This window comes from Superficieibacter sp. HKU1, from assembly GCF_029319185.1.
Lineage (GTDB): Bacteria > Pseudomonadota > Gammaproteobacteria > Enterobacterales > Enterobacteriaceae > Superficieibacter.
In genome coordinates, this window is the sequence record NZ_CP119754.1 from 3,265,573 (window position 1) to 3,282,281 (window position 16,709).

Below are 16,709 nucleotides of genomic sequence, written 5' to 3' on the forward strand. Positions count from 1 at the left end.
ATGCCAATACATGATTCGTCACCACGACCGCAGGAGTTCGCGGCGGTCGACCTCGGTTCAAACAGTTTTCATATGGTCATTGCCCGCGTGGTGGATGGCGCGATGCAAATCATCGGTCGTCTGAAACAGCGCGTCCATCTGGCGGACGGTCTCGGCGACGATAATATGCTGAGTGAAGAAGCGATGGAGCGCGGCCTGAGCTGCCTGTCATTATTTGCCGAGCGCCTGCAAGGTTTCGCGCCGTCAAGCGTCTGTATCGTCGGAACGCATACGCTTCGTCAGGCGCTGAACGCCACTGACTTTCTTAAGCGTGCGGAAAAGGTCATCCCCTACCCGATTGAAATTATTTCCGGCAACGAAGAAGCGCGCCTGATCTTTATGGGTGTCGAGCATACGCAGCCGGAAAAAGGACGCAAGCTGGTTATCGATATCGGCGGCGGTTCAACGGAGCTGGTCATCGGTGAGAATTTTGAGCCAAAGCTGGTGGAAAGCCGCCGCATGGGCTGCGTCAGTTTTGCTCAGCTGTATTTCCCGGGCGGCGTCATCAGTAAGGAAAACTTCCAGCGCGCCCGAATGGCGGCGGCGCAAAAGCTGGAATCCCTGACCTGGCAGTACCGGATCCAGGGCTGGAACGTGGCGCTGGGCGCTTCCGGCACCATTAAAGCCGCGCATGAGGTGCTGCTGGAAATGGGCGAAAAAGATGGCTTTATCACCCCGGAGCGGCTGGACAAACTGGTGGCGGAGCTGCTTCAGCACCGCAGCTTCGACGCGCTGAGCCTGCCAGGGTTGTCCGAGGAGCGCAAAGCCGTTTTTGTGCCGGGTCTGGCGATCCTGTGCGGCGTGTTTGACGCGCTGGCCATTCGCGAACTCCGGCTGTCCGACGGCGCGCTACGCGAAGGTGTACTCTATGAGATGGAAGGTCGCTTCCGTCATCAGGACGTGCGCAGCCGCACCGCGAAAAGCCTGGCGAATCAGTACAACATCGACAGCGATCAGGCGCGACGCGTGCTGGATACCACCATGCAGATGTACGAACAGTGGCAGATGCAGCAGCCGAAGCTGGCGCATCCACAGCTGGAAGCGCTGCTGAAATGGGCGGCGATGCTGCATGAAGTGGGCCTGAACATCAACCACAGCGGCCTGCATCGTCACTCCGCGTATATTCTGCAAAACAGCGACCTGCCCGGGTTTAATCAGGAACAGCAAACCCTGATGGCGACGCTGGTCCGTTATCATCGCAAAGCGGTGAAACTGGACGATCTGCCGCGGTTTACGCTGTTTAAGAAGAAGCAGTTCCTGCCATTAATCCAGCTTTTACGCCTGGGCGTACTGCTGAATAATCAGCGTCAGGCCACCACTACCCCACCTTCCCTGGTGCTGGAGACGGACGACAACCACTGGACGCTACGTTTCCCGCACGGCTGGTTTAGCCAGAACGCGCTGGTGCTGCTCGATCTGGAAAAAGAGCAGCAGTACTGGGAGGCGGTCACCGGCTGGCAGCTCAATATAGAAGAGGAAAACTCGCCCGACATCGCGGCGTGAAACGTCCAGAAATAAACGTTCGTGGCCTGTCATTATCGACAGGCCACCTGTTTTAACGCTCAACCGAAATGCGGGCAGAGGCTTCCGCTGACTTCAACGTCTCTTCCAGCAATCGCGGCTCACCGAGTAAATAGCCCTGTAAGTAATCGATCCCCAGTGAAATCACCGCCCTGCGAATTTCTTCGCTTTCAACATACTCCGCCACCACCTGCATTTTTTTCATCCGTGCCAGATGGCAAATAGAGGCCACGATTTGATAATCAAGACTGTTTGAGACGATGCTACGAATAAAGCTGCCGTCGATTTTAAGAATATCCGCGTTCACGCTTTTTAAGCGCGCATAGCTCGCATAGCCGGTACCAAAATCGTCTATGGCTATCTGACAGCCCATCTTCTGTAGCTTTGCCAGCGTCTTATTAGCCTGCTCTATATTTGCCAGACTATCGCTTTCCGTCACTTCAAAGATAAGCTGCCATGCCTCTACCCCAAATTCATTCAACAGCACCTGTACTTCACGGTGAAATTGCGCACGGCAAACGGAAGACGGCGTGAGATTGATTGAAAAACGGCAGGCTGGCATTGCTTCACGGTGCTGCGCCATAAATCGCAGCGTATTTCGGATCACCCACAAATCGATGCGTGACGACAAACCGAACTCATGCGCCACCGGCAAAAATTCAGTGGGGCTAATCATCTCGTTGTTAGCCCCGATCAGCCGAAGCAGGATTTCATGATAGGTATCGCCACGAACACCGACAATAGGCTGCGCCATCAAACAAAACTGATCCTGCTCCAGCGCCAGTTGTAGCCGGTTCATTAACGCAATTTTATCTTTGAGATCCCGCTGAAGATGCATCGCCATCCGCTTTTGCAGGTTTTCAGGATGGTTCGTCGCCAGCGACAGGTCGGCAATGGTGCTTAGCTCCCCCAGCAGGAGATAAATATGCGTAACCGGCGAGCGCACATAGCAATAGCTCATGCCGACCTGGGGCTGTAAAGGCATACCATCCCAGATAAAACGGAATTGCTTAATATGACGATCGATCTCTTCAATACGGCTTTGATATGCTTCGGTATTGAGACGAAACACCAGATCGTTGCCGGACATCTGATACACCCCTTCGTCAGGCGTCAGTTGCATGGTGATCCAGTTTGCCAGCTGCTGTTTATACTGAATACGCAGCATGACGCCATAATTTCGTCCCAGCAGTTCCAGCTCAGGAATACGGATAAAACAGAGCGCCGACCACGGGAAACGATGCAACGCCCGGTTAAGCGCGCGTAGATTCGGCAAATGCACCACCGGATCAAGAAAAGCCAGCATACGCGCCCGCCGATTGATGGTTCTCTGATGCATCGCGAGGATGGAGATAAAAACAATCACGAACGAATAGACCAGGTAGCTTGATGAGGTAATGGCCAGTTGCGTCTCGTACCCGATAAATAAAGGGATGTAACCGTGATAAAAATGGACGGAAATAATCAGCACTGGCGTCCAGATAAGCGACATAAAGCGATAGCCATAGCGGATGGCTCCCCATAGCATCACAGGCAGCAGCAGAGAAAAGGTGTAGTTCGTACTGAAAATTGAACTGTTCTGCTCAAGGGGCATACAAAGCATTACCATCAGCCCCATGAATATAAACATCCAGATGACAATTTCTCTTTTGGTCACTTTTGGATCGAATTGCAAACGCAATTGCGAAAAATAAGCGCGTATATACAGAGGATGACGAATGATTCGGATAATATAATAACAAAGCGGCACCCCGATTAAGTTTCCAACTAATAACGCCTGGTAATTAATCAGGATATTAATCATAAAGGGGGTGCCAATATTCGACTCCTGGTGCAGATTATAAATATCAAAAAGTCCGACAAGTTGATAAAGAGCAATGAATAACGTTGCGGGACAAAACGCCTGCCAGAAAATGCGCTGAAAAACCAGACTCACGTTGCCATGCGAGACATTGCGCCGGTTAGGCGTAAAAGCGCGATAGCCTGCCCAGCTGAGAATGACGGGGAGAAGAAAATGAACAATGATTAGGGCATTATTCGCCAGCCCCATATGCTGATAGTCATACAAAAAGAAGGCGAGCACGATACCGGGTATTGCCGCCCAGCTAAAAAAAAGCATCAGGCTGATCGTTAATGCCAGCGGCAGGAAAAAAAGCACTACGGTTCCTGTGCTGATATGGGCGAACGTATTCGCTTTACTGATTAGCGGAAGCACAAAGCAAGGCAGAAAAAGCGGCAAGCTCCACCATCTATCTCTGTACTTAACGTAGAGTTTACTTAGTTTCATAAATGCTCAGCAGAATACCCGGCGTCCTGCGGGGCATATTCAAACAGGTATCCCACCTGGCAGCAAAGCTGCAAAGACTATCTCGCGCAATATAACGCTTAGATTTTAATTATTACCGCTGGGTGACATTTGATGCAAGTCAAATATTAAAGCCTCATTAATCAATTATTACCTTTACTACAGTCTGGTAGTACTTATTAATTATTAGCGTAAATGTATTAATTATATTTCATAACAAGATGTGATGAATCGACTGACAGAATTTTACATCACATTCAATTGACCCTTGCGCTACACTGTGTCTTAATGTGCTCATCGCCCCGTTCTGTGGGTATACCTCAAAGGACCATTTGTGAGTCAGGTTACCAGTATGCGAAACCGACATCGATTTAACAGTCGTATGACCCGTATCGTATTGCTTATCAGTTTCTTCTTCTTTTTCGGACGCTTAGTCTACTCTTCCATCGGTGCCTGGCATCATCATCAAGACAAAAAACAGACGCAGCAGTCCAGCCTGACCATAGACGCTTCCTCACAACGCTGATTTTCTGTCGTTGTGTAAAAAAGGCGGCCCGTGGCCGCCCTGATGTATTACCTGATGAGTATTATTCCCACTCGATTATCAATAGGTCTACAAATCCCAGCAATGGCGCTTTAGTTAGACCATCTTAGCGATTGGTACCATGAATAATACCATACTCAATATTATTTCAGCCCAGCTTCGTTAATAAACCGTGAAGGAACTTGCCTTCTCCGATCTCCCCAAGGCATTAGCCTCGTCGATGGGTATGACAGATACAGCAACCTCTTTGATCGTGTGACGGCTACAAATGCATTTCGACGCTCTTCAAGTAATTTACTCCCAGTGGAAGAACGGTAATCGGGAAATGAGCCTTCAGCCATTCCAACAATAAAAACTACGTCAAACTCTAACCCCTTCGACGAATGCACTGTGAGTAAAGCCACTCCATCCTTGTCAACCTTCTGTGTAGCACCAAGCGCTTTACTACTCATGAAGTTGGCGATAGTATGAGTTGCTGAATTCGAGCGAAGATATTGATCCCATTCCTGTCTGAAAACCTCCACATCTTCATAGATAGATAACTTCTCATCTTCGTTCAGTGAATCGGCGTAGCTTGTCAGACTGTTAAAAGCTGGCATCAAGTCCAGACGCGCACTATTGCGCAAAACACTATTTATAGCCGTAATAACAGCTGCGGCTTGGCAGCTTAAGGTCGTTGCTTCGGATGCCATAGAAGAAAGAGCTTTTCCTACATCGTGTGTCACACTGGGTTCAGAAACTTTCCATTTTTTTGCTAACGCTGCGAAATGCAAGCGATCCTTTGGGTTTGCGACTAAACGCAACGCAAGCTGAAAATCATCCACCACCTCGGACTCATTCTCATGATTGACAGTTAGTCGCTTGTAGAAGGGAATTGAGTGCTCACGCATCTCTTTCTCAATGCTCAGTAAGGCAAAGCGTGTACGTCCAAGTATTGCACATTTCGAAGGCTTGATCCCACCTTCAACATCGGGGTGACCTTTGTTAAAGAGAACTTGCATCTGGTCAACAATACATCTCGCCTCACCATCCTCATCTTCGCCTACAATCAACTCGGCTAAGCCTTTAATGGGCAATTGGGCAGCAACAAGATAGTTGGGGTCTAAGGATCGAGCCACATCAACAACAGCTTTTGAAGATCGGAAATTTTCCGTCAAACTAACAAGCTGAGCTTCGAAATCTGTTTTAAAAAGATCCATATATTTCGGGCTGGAAGTATTAAACCCGTAAATAGATTGCTTTGGGTCGCCAACCATCATTACGTTTTTAAAAGAATCTCCGCACAATGCACAAATAACAGCATATTGAGCCTCGTTAAGATCCTGCGCTTCATCGATGCAGATAAATTTATAGAGGCGTTGGTAAAACTCGGCAAGCTTCGGGTTATTAGTTAGCAAACGGTAAGTCAGTAAGAGTAAATCATCGAAGTCGTAGGCATTACTTGCTCTCAGTCCGTTATCATAGGCTTCAAGTACACGGCGCTCAAGGTTGTCTTCGATCACAGCACAGGTGATGGGGTGAGCCTTGTTCCACCCAATACCTTGTAGCCATGCATCTACTCGCCTGCCTCGAGCCTTGGCATCACCTTCCTGCTCCAGCTCTGCTTCGAGGGCAGGGTCTTCCTTAATTGCGTTAAGCAGTATTTCCTTGCGATCCTTGTATTGTTCGAAAATATGAGGCATATCTTCAACCCCTACAAGCTTTCCTCGTTCTGAGAGCACCTCTAGACAAAAGCTATGGAGCGTACCTACAAAAGCGCGTTGACGAGCATCGCCCAAATCAGATAATCGCTCACGCATTTCATCAGCCGCCTTGTTAGTGTAAGTCAACGCTAGTACGCGAAAATGACCTTTCACATTAGAAAGAAGCGAGCGAATACGTTCTGTGAGAACTCTAGTTTTTCCTGAGCCGGGGCCAGCAACGACTAGTAATGGCCCATCAATATGATTGACCACGGCAGACTGTTGGCTTGATAGGCGGATTTCGCGTTGCGTTATCATAATTTCACATCCTCTGCTGTAGGCAAACCGTGAGCCGCTCCAATTATCTTGAATAAGTTGCCGATTGTAGAAGGAAACCTCCTCGATGGATCAGTAAGCCCCACAATTTGATGCGCTAACGGCTTAGCAAGCTTAGTCTTTTGAGTTTTCATAGCATCGGAAGCTGCACGTTCTCGACCACCTTCACTCTTGTAATCTCGCAACCCTTTATCAGTACCGTCTTTGAGTTTCCCATAGCTAAGCCCATGATTTTTCTCGATGAATCCATCTAAAAATGCATCGTTCCCCGATGCAGCATTGAGCGCAGCCTCAATTTCAGCTAAATAACCTTCTTCAATGAGCTGGGTTTCAAAATTGTTGCCGTTAGGAAGGACTATAATGTTAGGTGATGTGGTCGAGTCTGGAAGATTAGCTCTCCTCAACTCATCTTCAAGGTTCTTAAGCGGTTGAGCTTCGCCATCAGCAATAAGATACCAAGGAATATGTAAGCTGTTCGCAAGCCATATAAAAGGATAGTAATTAGTACCATTTACCCTAGCGAAGCTAAATCCTAATTCATGAATGGATGCCCCCCAATACGCTTGAGCCCATATCGGCAAAGCCTGCTCTTCAGTCTGTCCCTCAAAGAGCACTAAAGCTCGAGCAAATAAAATATCACCCCGCGACTCAATGACCGATTCCTGAACTTTACGTTTGTCATCTAATTTAAACAGCTTTGACACATCTAGCTTCGATACCTTCGTATCACCGCCATGCTTGATGAACAGCCGAAGATCCTCTAACTGTGCCTGCCCCGCAAAGTAGGGAGAATGCGTGCTAACGACTCGCTGCCCAGATATAGCTTTAATATGCCCGAACAAGGAACGTTGAGCTTGAGGGTGTAGGTGTGATTCTGGCTCTTCTAAGGCGAGGACTGAATGCACCTTATCACCACCACTGGTAGCGCGAGCGTGTCGCCAAGACACAAATGCGCGAAAGACCAGAAGCGAGGCAAGGCTGCGAGTTCCCATCCCGTGGCGAGCGAGTGGGAAAGACTGAGCTCCAGAAGTAGAGAATGAAACGTCAACGCCCCTAGATAGATCGCGCAGCTTCCGAGCGACTGGGGCGATATCAATTCCTGCACTGTCAGCTGATACAACTTTCTGAAGATCGACTAAGTTTATTTTCAAATGCTGAAGAATTTCACTTTTTTCAACTATTGTTTGATTAATGCCAGATAATGCCGTTTCAAGCTCCGCCACGTCGCTCTCCGATAAACCAAGATCATCCGTTAATCTCCGCCAGAATGACCCCTGCTTGCGAAAATCGTCGTCTAGATCACGCTTTGCGTCAATAAAATGCAGGGCAATCGGTTCAATCTGAGATGCGCGTACTTGTGTGGACTGTACCGGCGTGTCAATCCAGCTTTGAAAATCTCGCCATTCTTTAAGGAATTTACGTTCAATAACATACTCTCCTTTTGAGCCGCTCCAAGATAGCGTGGTTCTGATGGGAGTAAATTCATAGAACTCAATAGGATCAAGTGCTATTCCAGTCCCCCCCCATAAAGAAGTCCAAAAACTCCCCTCCGAAAACCTTTCCGTCACTGCTCCATCGGCACCTATTGGTCTAATGCAAATATCAATAGTGACCTTACGCTCTTTTGGCACAAATGCTTCGCCTTGGGCAAGACGAACGTCATCTTGACTTAGAAGCTTTCGCCCAGAGCCGATGGCAGCGAATATGGCATCTAGAAAGCTAGTTTTGCCAGCATTGTTGGCTCCAATAAGTACCGTAAGATCTCCGAGCTCAACCTCGATATTGGCTAGAGAACGAAAATTACTTACGCGAACATTAGTGATTGCAATCTCACTTTGGCTCGAATAGTTAGTCATATTCCCTCTTTTTATTCATAAATATACGTTATATTGATCTGACTATCACCTACTAGTCGAGCAAGAGGCTTACTATCAATTAAGACTTGCAGTTTCCACAAGCTGCTGATGCATTAATTTGGATAAGGGTATCTTCCAAAACCTCATTTACTTCGGTATTGAACAAGCATAATGAGCCTTCGGATCCACATTCAAACTCACGTTAAGGCAACCTTTCTTAACGACGCATCTAAGCAAACATTCACTGCATTCGAAAAGGACATCCCGAATAGTACCAGCTTTTCTGCTGCTTCAACTTCAACTTTTCAGGTATACAGATGTGCAGCATGTGTGTTTGGGAAGCCATTGTCATTTCTCCTACTGATTTCCTCAGATTTATAATGTATGGCAATCGAGAAATATTCAATAATGAGTTGTTAAGCCTATGCTCCCGTTGCCAATCATCACACATAGTTTAAAGTCCAGCCTTTAGGGACACTATGCCTACCCCTGAAACCAAAGACCGTTGCTTATTGGAAACCCTGTCACACGGATCAGGATATTAAAGTACCTTAACCTAGGCAAATGGTAACGTTAACGCGACTTAACCAAAGTGGGAGACACCAAATGAAGAACGAGAGCACCTTCTCCGATGTATCTGCACAAAACCTGCGTGCTCTTTTAGATCTAATGATTTGGGACATGAGCCACGGTGGTAGGCAGATGATTGAAAGTTGGAGGGAAGAACTGTTGTCCCGATCTGATGCAATGAGCGAAGACGTACAACGCGCTATCGCCGTTTGCGACGAATACCTCGCGCAAGAGGGATCACCTGAGGCTGTAGATGCTGCTGCACGTGCGTGGCCAGAAGAATAGTCGGTTGAATCGGCAAAAAACCAGAGTGCCCATGATTATACAAGCCACTGTTGACGATGGAAGAACAATATCATAGCGATAATTTATTTCCTGTGGGTCGACCTGTTAGGACCAGCCGAATACTTGTTGCCAGCTAGCGATAGTTCTTAGTTCGCCATTCCTCTCAATTATACAGGACAGCATTTGCCTCATTTTACTGCGCATAATATGCGCGTCAGCCAGTTGGTCTATAGAAGTCTCAATGTCTACTTGAATACCTCAGCGCTCTGTTGTCCTTCTCTGCTAGTCCCTAACCATACCCAAATTAGACAATGGTTTAAATTTCGCGGAGCGACTCTCAGCCTCGCAGAGCAAGATAACGTCGAGCCACAGGCGAGTAAGGTACGGTATTGGGCAGCGCCAGGCTCAGCCTGTACCGGTACAATACACATCTTGCCGTACTGTTCGGTGCGATTTTAGGCAATTTAATGCTGTTGGTCAGCTCTGCTGAATGTTAGTTGCGTTCATTTTCATTAAATTGCGCTAGTTCTCCTTAAGTCGCATATAGTCGCATACAGTTGCATATAGTCGCATATAGCCGCTTATAGTCGCATTATAATCAGCGTGGAATTGCGCAAACTCTGCTAATTTTCTGTGCTTTAATATGCTGAATTATCCTGAACAATGATTATGGAGAGAGGCACATGACTGACTCACTAAATGCAGCTACAAAAAGTCGCCCTCAACGTCGTGGCCGCGCATCGTTCGTAGCGGTTCTTGATGAGGTAAGGAAAGAGCATGAACGCGGTGTACCGCTGTTGTGGATATATGAGAAATTTGAGGACCGGCTCGACATGGGGTATACCCAGTTCACTAAATACGTCACACGATACATTAAGCGAGGGCAGCCAATTCTCGCTTCTTACAATCACGACGGGAACTTATAATCCTATGGTTTAAACTATTATTGGTCGCTAGAAAGAAAATAAATTTAACGAATTAAAACCAGAATGGTATTAAATAGGAGTGAAATAATTAGCTAGAAGGACACTTTATGAACAGCAAATTAATGCAGTTTCTGAAATTGAAATGGCTAAAGAAAAACTGGCGAAACTTAATAATTAGCAGCAGAGAGAGTCGGAAAAATTGCAATAAAATCTGGACTGGTTAATCTCGCTTTGACGGACGATCAAATCCGTCAGGAATTCGATAAAATAGTGGAAAGAATTAGCAAACAAAATTGATCACAAAAATTGCTCAGCGCATTCTGCTAAGCTGACTTCTTCATTTGAATGAGTAGTTGCTTGAAACGATGCACATCTTCGAAAAAGATAGTGGCATCTGTCGCGTACCGAAACCCCATAAAGTGCTCATCTGGTACCGTGTACTGCCTAATAATAAGCTCAGTTCGGTGAGTTTTTCTGTCCGGAAACAGACGTTTTATGGACACTTTTTTTCTCTAAAACCCCCTTAAAAAAATTCTCGAAAAAACAAGAACCTGAGCGATTACTTTTGTCCGGAAACAGACGTTTTACGGACACTTAAGTTATTGATTTAAATTGAAAATAAAGAATAAATTTCTGGAAATCACCGGTATTATGGGGCAATAATTAAATCTCAGATGTAGTCACAAAGAGGGGGTCCAGCATGAAAATGGAATCGCAAAAAACCTCAGCTTACGTCGCTCGAAAACTCAGACTGGGCGCGGCGCTAGCTCTGACAGTGGCAAACGCAAGTCTTGGCGTTAGTCTCTATATATCGCCGGCACCGGCCTATGCTATCTACTGCTCGAACTGCTCAACGTTCTCTCAGCAAATGTACGAGTACGCCGAAGCGGTCAACACACAACTGAACACCGCGCAACAGTTGCAGACGCAGATCCAACAATACGACAACATGCTTAAGCAGGGAATGTCACTACCCAGTCGAATGTTCAACACCATCACCGGCGACCTTCAGCGTGTTGCCAGCGTCTACAGCTCTGCACAATCGCTCGGCCGCAACATCACTAATCTGAATGAACAGTTCCACCAACAGTTTAAGGGCTATGACAGCTATCTAAACTCGATTGGCCAGGGACAACATAATATGCCGCAGCGTTATCGGAATTGGGCACAATCCGGTTTCGATAACGCCCGCACAGCCATGCAGGCCGCTGGCTTAAATACCAGCACTTTCGAGGAGGAAAACGCAATGCTTGATCAGTTGGTGAGCCGATCTCAGTCGGCCATCGGACGCCAGCAGGCCATTCAAGCCGGGAATGAGATTGCTGCGCAGAACGTGCAGCAGCTCCAGAAGCTGCGCGATCTCGTGGCTACGCAAATCACTTTGCAAGGCAACTACATGGCTAAGCAAACCGAACAGAAAGCCGTTAAGAACGCTGCTAGTGAAAAGTTCTGGGAGGGTACAGATGCACCCGGCCCATCCAAAGGGTTCTGACCATGATGATTTCTAAGATTCCTCTTGTGGTGCTGTGCCTCTGCTCTGCTCTTGGCGGAGCAGTAGTGACAGGATTCGTTCTCTTTTCAGGAGAAGGATGCGAGGCCAAGGCCCTACAGAATCATAAGGATATGGCTACTAAAAAATTCTGGGAAGGGAAAGACGAACCCGGCCCATCCAAGGGATTTTGATTATGCGAAATTTTCTCTTTTTAAGTTGCGCCGGGGTAGCTTTGTTGCTGATGGCTAAGGGTGCTATGGCCACTGGTTTACAAAGTAATGTCGAGATGAACGGCCTGCTAACGGACATTCAAATAGCATCTACTCATTGGGGGCCAAAATTACAGGGGTACGCACAAAATTTACTGTTCCTGCTCGGCGGGATTCAGCTCGTTTGGACATTTGGTAACTTGCTTTGGCAAAGTGCGGATTTGGGAGAAATGTTCCGCGAACTGATCAAGTTCGTCATGACGATAGGCTTTTTCCTCGCCTTGCTAACTTACTCAACGGAGTGGAGCACCGCAATCGTGAACAGTTTCCGTCAGGCAGGTGCAGAAGCTTCTGGTTTTGCTCAAGAGCTGATGCCTGGAGATGTGTTTACGCTGGCAGTTAAGTTGTCGCAGAACGTCCTATCGAACATATCCTTTTTTGACCTCGAAACCTCAATTGTGATTGCGCTGGCAGGCATCATTATTTTGCTGTGCTTTGCGTTCATCGCTGCGTTTATGTTTGTGACGCTCGTGGAGTCTTATGTACTGATCAATGCGGCCGTGCTGTTCATTGGTTTTGGTGGCTCATCATGGACGCGCGAATTTGCGACCGCCCCGCTTCGCTATGCCGTTGCGGTAGGTGCTAAGTTGTTCATCCTGACGCTGATCGTTGGCCTGATTATGTCAGTCTCGGATGGCTGGTTTACTAAATATGATGGCACCATCGGGCCAACTTTGACCCTGTTAGGACTGTCGCTGGTATGCGCATGGCTGTCCAGATCTATCCCGGAACTGATTGCAGGTATGATTACTGGTTCATCAATGGGCGGGGGGACAACAATCGGTGGGATGGCGATGGCTGCTACGACCGCGATCGGAAGTTTGGCAGCAAGTTCCATGATGTCAGGCGGCGCGAACGCTACCGATGGAGCTGCTGGAGCGTTGGGCAGCGGTTCAAATAATGGAGTTGGCAGTGGGCTGGCCGACAGCATTAATGCCAGTATGGCCGGTAGTCAGCAGGACGCCGCTCCATCCACCATACCGCCCGTGAACAGGACAGCAACCATAGGAAGGGCTACGGGAGGCAGCGCAGCAGCTCAGTCGGCTGGCTCCCGTACCGGTGGCTCGCAGGCGGGCAAATCGCTGTTAGGTAGCGGAATCAACAGCCGGAACGATACACCATGCAGCAAGGGTCACAGTGGGCCGCAGCAGGCGGCGCAAACACTTAAAGAAGCGGCATCCGATGCTAAAAACTTGACTAGCATAGCCGCCCGTAGCCTCGGAACGCTCGCGGCTATATCTGTGCCGGGCATGGAAGGCGCGGCAAGCATGGGCGGCGGCATCCCTCCACAAATACCTGAAGGCGATGAAAGTGACGAAAAACGTCTAGCTAACAGCGGCGTATCCGCAGAAGTTGTGGAAGAAACCAACGTTATTCGCCCAGCAGAAGAACCATCTAAAGCTCCGGCACAGCCGACCGTCGCGGAGAAATCAAATAACCCGAAACAGAGAGGTAAGGCATGATCTTTTATAGCCAACTAATCCCTAGAGCCCTTGATCGTATGGAGGTGTCCTGCATATCAGAAGGAGCGCTGGTAGCGGCTAGACACCGTCAAAGCGATAAAGCCCAATCAACTGCCGCAAAGGCAGTCAATACACCGGAGACTGAGCAATGATTGAATATCTGATTTTCTGCGTGGTGGCCTTTGCTGTCACCTTCGGCATGTACTTCCTGCGCGAAAACCTGCGCTCACAGGGCTATGGGCCACAACTCGATGCGTTTGCGCGGTGGCTAGAACCAAGAGAACAACGTATGAACCGATATCGCCTCAAGGCTGCTAATAGTCTTTTTGGAGCGGCGCAGTCCATCAATCGATTGCCGCTGTTCGGAAGCAAACATCAGGTGGTTATGATAGAGCAATTGCGCATGGCCATCATATCGGAACAAGCACTGAGGACGTGCCAGCAGCGCCGCAAATGATCGCATAGCCCTGTCAAATTCAGGGCTGTTTGTATAGCACCAAAAGAAAGGCACTAAGCGAACCGGCTCGAATTCTGACATACCGGCCTTATAATGGCGCACTAATCGCCTTTAAGGCCTGTCCTTCCATAAGTAAATCGTCTCAGGGACTCTTACGAAGCCTAACGCCCATTACATAGTTGAGGTGGTTACTTATAATATACCTAATAAGCGCGCATAAGCTCAGTGAGGGCAGCTCCGTCTATTACACACTGTAAAAACTGCCTGTATCGTCATGTGGGATGTTTCACTCATGACAATAAAATCACAGTAACATCCTGAAAAATGCCACCATAAGAGCAACTTGTACCATTTCCAAATAGTTAGTGACCATAAATCCTTTTCGGCTTGTTTTTCCATTTTTGGTGCCTGATCGTCTTTTTGTCGGTTTTACCAGGTTTGGCCAGCGCGAGGACGCGGTGGGTAATAGACGGCAAACCTGCCTCGCTTTTTTGGTGTCCAACAGCCATAGGCCGACCAAAAGCGGCAAGCGATGGGCTGCGTCATTAAGGCGCAGCCCATCGCGCATTATGGAGATTCTTAGAAAATCTTAGATGGAATTTCCAAAGAGCCTGCTAGGGCCCTCCACTATTAGGTTTACAGAAACGAGACGGATGCTATTAACGTGGGCTTTAGGTACCGAAAACGTGGGGGATAGGTGCTATTAACGTGGTGCAGGTACCGTTATAATGGGCGTACGGACGCCAGATTTCCCATCTACCTTTGGCATATTCGTCCAGCTTCCAACCCACAGAGGCCAGCTCGGCTAACGCTTTGCGTGCTGTCTGGCCGCGCTTTTTGATGGTATTTGGGTTCGTAGCTACCTCAGGCCAGACATAGCTGCATAGTGTGCCTAGCTCGACACGTCTCGATTTTCCAGGGTCAATCCAGCCGCAAAGCCGCTGATGGATCAGGCGGGCGGGATCGGTCTTTAGCTTCCTCACTTCGGTCATGTCTATTCGAATGTGCTGCACGTGTGGCCCGCCCATGATTGCCCGAGCAATCAGGGGATTCAACGCCACGTATAGCTTGCCGTTCTGTTCATCGCTGGCATACTCGGATAACAGACGAAAGCCCTGTCGCTTCTTCCCGTTTTGAGCAATGATGGAGACTTTCCAAAGCCTCTCGATGCATTCACGCACACGTTTGGTATCCTTTTTATTGGCATAGCCTACTTCTCTGGCTAATGCCCCATAGCTGCCCCTGACCACCATTGCATCCTGCTGGATAGCTTCCCACTTAGGCTCAAGAAAAAGACGTAGCTGACGACCAGCTTTTGTTTGCGGGTCGGATGAAAGGACTATTCCATAAGGCCCTGCCATTGCCACAAGTCCTTGCAAAATGCGGAGATCGTCGGCACCCAATGGTTCCGGTCCACTGAACTCAATACGCTTTCCATTGCCGTAGTCATATACCACGTCGAGCTTGCTGTAGTTGCGCGATCCTTTCTTGAGGCTACGGAACAGGCCGGGTGCAAGGCAATGCACCGGGTCGTGCCGAGCGTGAGTCAGCTCATGCTTGCTCACGTTGACGCCTCTTTCCGCCGTCCAGCTTAACGTCCAACAGCTTCACTGGTAGCAATACGCCGCCCTCATGACGCTGATACCAAAGATCATCGTCAATTTCGGCGTAGTTCTGTTTACTAACGCCGAAACGAACAAAGAATTTTCGGCGGTCTTCTCCAATAGGCTGTCGGTCATAGACCCGGTCAGTATGGTTCTGTGCTTCTTTGTCGGTCATTTTGACGACGAAACCGCACCATCGCGGATTATCGACAAGAGCCGAAGCACCACGTACTGCTTGTTGCCGATCAGACTGCCCGTCTCGGGTGCTGCCTTTGCTGACATGGTGCAGATAAAGCACTGATGCTTTGGTAATAGCCGCAATTTCCTCAAGCCTAGCGACAAGTCGAGCCATATCACCATTACTGTTCTCATCAAGGGTATGAATACGGCTCAATGTGTCCATAACGATCAGCCGAGCGCCTTCACATTGCTCGATTATCTCAGCCTTCTTACTATCATTCATCACATCCATAAGTTTTCCCATGATAGGCATGACCATGAGGTTTTCTATGATGGTTTCGCGAGCTCCTTGACCAAGGTGTTTGCCAATAGAGTGAATACGCCCAATCAGCGCTGGCTCTGGATCTTCTCCAGCATAATAGACGACACGACCAGCCTTTGCAGGTGCAAGTCCTACCAAGTCACCCTCGGCCATTCTGCTTTCAACGGTTGCGGCACAGGCAACGGACATTGCGGCTTCCAGCGCCCAGAAACTCTTACCCGTTGCTCCAGGAGCCACCAACGCTCCTACTGTCCCAGCGAGGAAGCCAGGCCAAATAAAGTCCAGTACGGGCGGTTCTTGCTCGAACGCTGCACGTAAGTCAATAGCCAATCTTCAGCCCCCCATTCCAGGACGAGGTGCTGAGCCCGAGTTCTTACACTTATCAATCCATGCCTCAACCTCAGCCAAATCCCATACAACTTTACGACTACTGAGCGCAATGCGACGGGGGAATTTCCCTTGTTTTTCGAAATTGTAGATTGTGCGCTCGCTCACCGGGATCATTGCCAGCAATTGTTTCTTGCTAATAAGAATTTTGCTCACTTTTCTCAATTCATGTTCCACAAAGAATTCCTCGCATTGTCACTTACCAAGGTTTAATTATTGCCCCATAATACCGGTGTCTTCCAGACGTTTATTAATTTTTTTTCAATTAAAATCAATGGCTTAAGTGTCCGTAAAACGTCTATTTACGGACAAAAGTAATCGCTCAGGTTCTTGTTTTTTCGAGAGTTTTTTCAAGGGGTTTTAGAGAAAAAAAAGTGTCCATAAAACGTCTGTTTCCGGACAAAAATAAAGCCCACAAATGTGGGCATTTCACTGCAAAAAAGGGTAGAGAGCCGCTAACTCTTCGCCCCA

The 16,709-nt window shown here is 48.2% G+C and carries 15 protein-coding genes; 9 read left to right on the top strand and 6 right to left on the bottom strand.

Translation table 11 applies throughout. The features are described 5' to 3' along the window. On the top strand, positions 1–1,542 hold the full coding sequence (ppx, locus tag P0H77_RS15610; RefSeq protein WP_276157961.1) for an exopolyphosphatase: 1,542 nt from the start codon (positions 1–3) through the stop codon (positions 1,540–1,542). Positions 1,543–1,594: 52 nt separating this feature from the next. On the opposite strand, the gene P0H77_RS15615 is transcribed toward ppx, so the two are convergent. Beyond that, a complete protein-coding gene (locus tag P0H77_RS15615; protein WP_276157963.1) occupies positions 1,595–3,847 on the bottom strand; it encodes a sensor domain-containing phosphodiesterase in 2,253 nt (750 codons plus the stop codon). A gap of 352 nt (positions 3,848–4,199) precedes the next feature. Between P0H77_RS15615 and P0H77_RS15620 the strand changes: the two genes are divergently transcribed. Then, positions 4,200–4,391 carry a YfgG family protein gene (locus P0H77_RS15620; protein ID WP_276157965.1) on the top strand — a complete coding sequence of 64 codons (192 nt, stop codon included), beginning with the start codon at positions 4,200–4,202 and terminating at the stop codon, positions 4,389–4,391. 161 nt (positions 4,392–4,552) lie between these two features. Here P0H77_RS15620 and P0H77_RS15625 read toward each other — a convergent pair whose 3' ends face one another. Next, the gene (locus P0H77_RS15625) at positions 4,553–6,409 is read right to left on the bottom strand and encodes an ATP-dependent helicase (RefSeq protein WP_276157967.1); all 1,857 of its coding nucleotides are present in this window, start codon (positions 6,407–6,409) and stop codon (positions 4,553–4,555) included. Continuing rightward, positions 6,406–8,283, bottom strand: coding sequence for an AAA family ATPase (locus tag P0H77_RS15630; protein ID WP_276157969.1), 1,878 nt, complete (start codon positions 8,281–8,283; stop codon positions 6,406–6,408). The genes P0H77_RS15625 and P0H77_RS15630 overlap by 4 nt, the downstream gene beginning before the upstream one ends. 606 nt (positions 8,284–8,889) lie before the next feature. On the opposite strand from P0H77_RS15630, the gene P0H77_RS15635 reads away from it, so the two are divergent. From P0H77_RS15635 to P0H77_RS15665, 7 genes are all read left to right on the top strand, one after another. Then, positions 8,890–9,138: a hypothetical protein gene (locus tag P0H77_RS15635; protein WP_276157971.1), complete on the top strand. Its 249-nt coding sequence runs from the start codon at positions 8,890–8,892 to the stop codon at positions 9,136–9,138. Between the two features lie 683 nt (positions 9,139–9,821). Further along, positions 9,822–10,064 carry a TraK family protein gene (locus tag P0H77_RS15640; protein ID WP_224394582.1) on the top strand — a complete coding sequence of 81 codons (243 nt, stop codon included), beginning with the start codon at positions 9,822–9,824 and terminating at the stop codon, positions 10,062–10,064. A gap of 231 nt (positions 10,065–10,295) precedes the next feature. Further along, positions 10,296–10,361 carry a hypothetical protein gene (locus tag P0H77_RS15645; protein ID WP_276165151.1) on the top strand — a complete coding sequence of 22 codons (66 nt, stop codon included), beginning with the start codon at positions 10,296–10,298 and terminating at the stop codon, positions 10,359–10,361. 403 nt (positions 10,362–10,764) lie between these two features. Next, on the top strand, positions 10,765–11,556 hold the full coding sequence (trbJ, locus tag P0H77_RS15650; protein ID WP_276157974.1) for a P-type conjugative transfer protein TrbJ: 792 nt from the start codon (positions 10,765–10,767) through the stop codon (positions 11,554–11,556). A gap of 2 nt (positions 11,557–11,558) precedes the next feature. After that, positions 11,559–11,747 carry a hypothetical protein gene (locus tag P0H77_RS15655; protein ID WP_276157976.1) on the top strand — a complete coding sequence of 63 codons (189 nt, stop codon included), beginning with the start codon at positions 11,559–11,561 and terminating at the stop codon, positions 11,745–11,747. Positions 11,748–11,749: 2 nt separating this feature from the next. Then, on the top strand, positions 11,750–13,288 hold the full coding sequence (gene trbL, locus P0H77_RS15660) for a P-type conjugative transfer protein TrbL (RefSeq protein ID WP_276157978.1): 1,539 nt from the start codon (positions 11,750–11,752) through the stop codon (positions 13,286–13,288). Between the two features lie 148 nt (positions 13,289–13,436). Further along, complete coding sequence (locus P0H77_RS15665) at positions 13,437–13,745, top strand: hypothetical protein (RefSeq protein WP_224394585.1); 309 nt, start codon at positions 13,437–13,439, stop codon at positions 13,743–13,745. Positions 13,746–14,416: 671 nt separating this feature from the next. Here P0H77_RS15665 and repC read toward each other — a convergent pair. From repC to P0H77_RS15680, 3 genes are read right to left on the bottom strand one after another with little or no spacing between them, the layout of a single operon-like run. Continuing rightward, positions 14,417–15,310, bottom strand: coding sequence for a replication protein C, IncQ-type (repC, locus tag P0H77_RS15670; RefSeq protein ID WP_276157980.1), 894 nt, complete (start codon positions 15,308–15,310; stop codon positions 14,417–14,419). Further along, positions 15,297–16,181 carry a helicase RepA family protein gene (locus P0H77_RS15675; protein ID WP_276157982.1) on the bottom strand — a complete coding sequence of 295 codons (885 nt, stop codon included), beginning with the start codon at positions 16,179–16,181 and terminating at the stop codon, positions 15,297–15,299. The genes repC and P0H77_RS15675 overlap by 14 nt, the downstream gene beginning before the upstream one ends. A gap of 3 nt (positions 16,182–16,184) precedes the next feature. Beyond that, positions 16,185–16,415: an AlpA family phage regulatory protein gene (locus P0H77_RS15680; protein WP_224394588.1), complete on the bottom strand. Its 231-nt coding sequence runs from the start codon at positions 16,413–16,415 to the stop codon at positions 16,185–16,187. Between the last annotated feature and the right edge of the window lie 294 nt (positions 16,416–16,709).

Coding starts and splice junctions, on each gene's coding strand:
- P0H77_RS15630 (WP_276157969.1), bottom strand. CDS start 8,283: ATGACTAACTATTCGAGCCAAAGTGAGATTGCAATCACTAATGTTCGC.
- ppx (WP_276157961.1), top strand. CDS start 1: ATGCCAATACATGATTCGTCACCACGACCGCAGGAGTTCGCGGCGGTC.
- P0H77_RS15615 (WP_276157963.1), bottom strand. CDS start 3,847: ATGAAACTAAGTAAACTCTACGTTAAGTACAGAGATAGATGGTGGAGC.
- trbJ (WP_276157974.1), top strand. CDS start 10,765: ATGAAAATGGAATCGCAAAAAACCTCAGCTTACGTCGCTCGAAAACTC.
- P0H77_RS15635 (WP_276157971.1), top strand. CDS start 8,890: ATGAAGAACGAGAGCACCTTCTCCGATGTATCTGCACAAAACCTGCGT.
- trbL (WP_276157978.1), top strand. CDS start 11,750: ATGCGAAATTTTCTCTTTTTAAGTTGCGCCGGGGTAGCTTTGTTGCTG.
- P0H77_RS15640 (WP_224394582.1), top strand. CDS start 9,822: ATGACTGACTCACTAAATGCAGCTACAAAAAGTCGCCCTCAACGTCGT.
- P0H77_RS15665 (WP_224394585.1), top strand. CDS start 13,437: ATGATTGAATATCTGATTTTCTGCGTGGTGGCCTTTGCTGTCACCTTC.
- P0H77_RS15655 (WP_276157976.1), top strand. CDS start 11,559: ATGATGATTTCTAAGATTCCTCTTGTGGTGCTGTGCCTCTGCTCTGCT.
- P0H77_RS15625 (WP_276157967.1), bottom strand. CDS start 6,409: ATGATAACGCAACGCGAAATCCGCCTATCAAGCCAACAGTCTGCCGTG.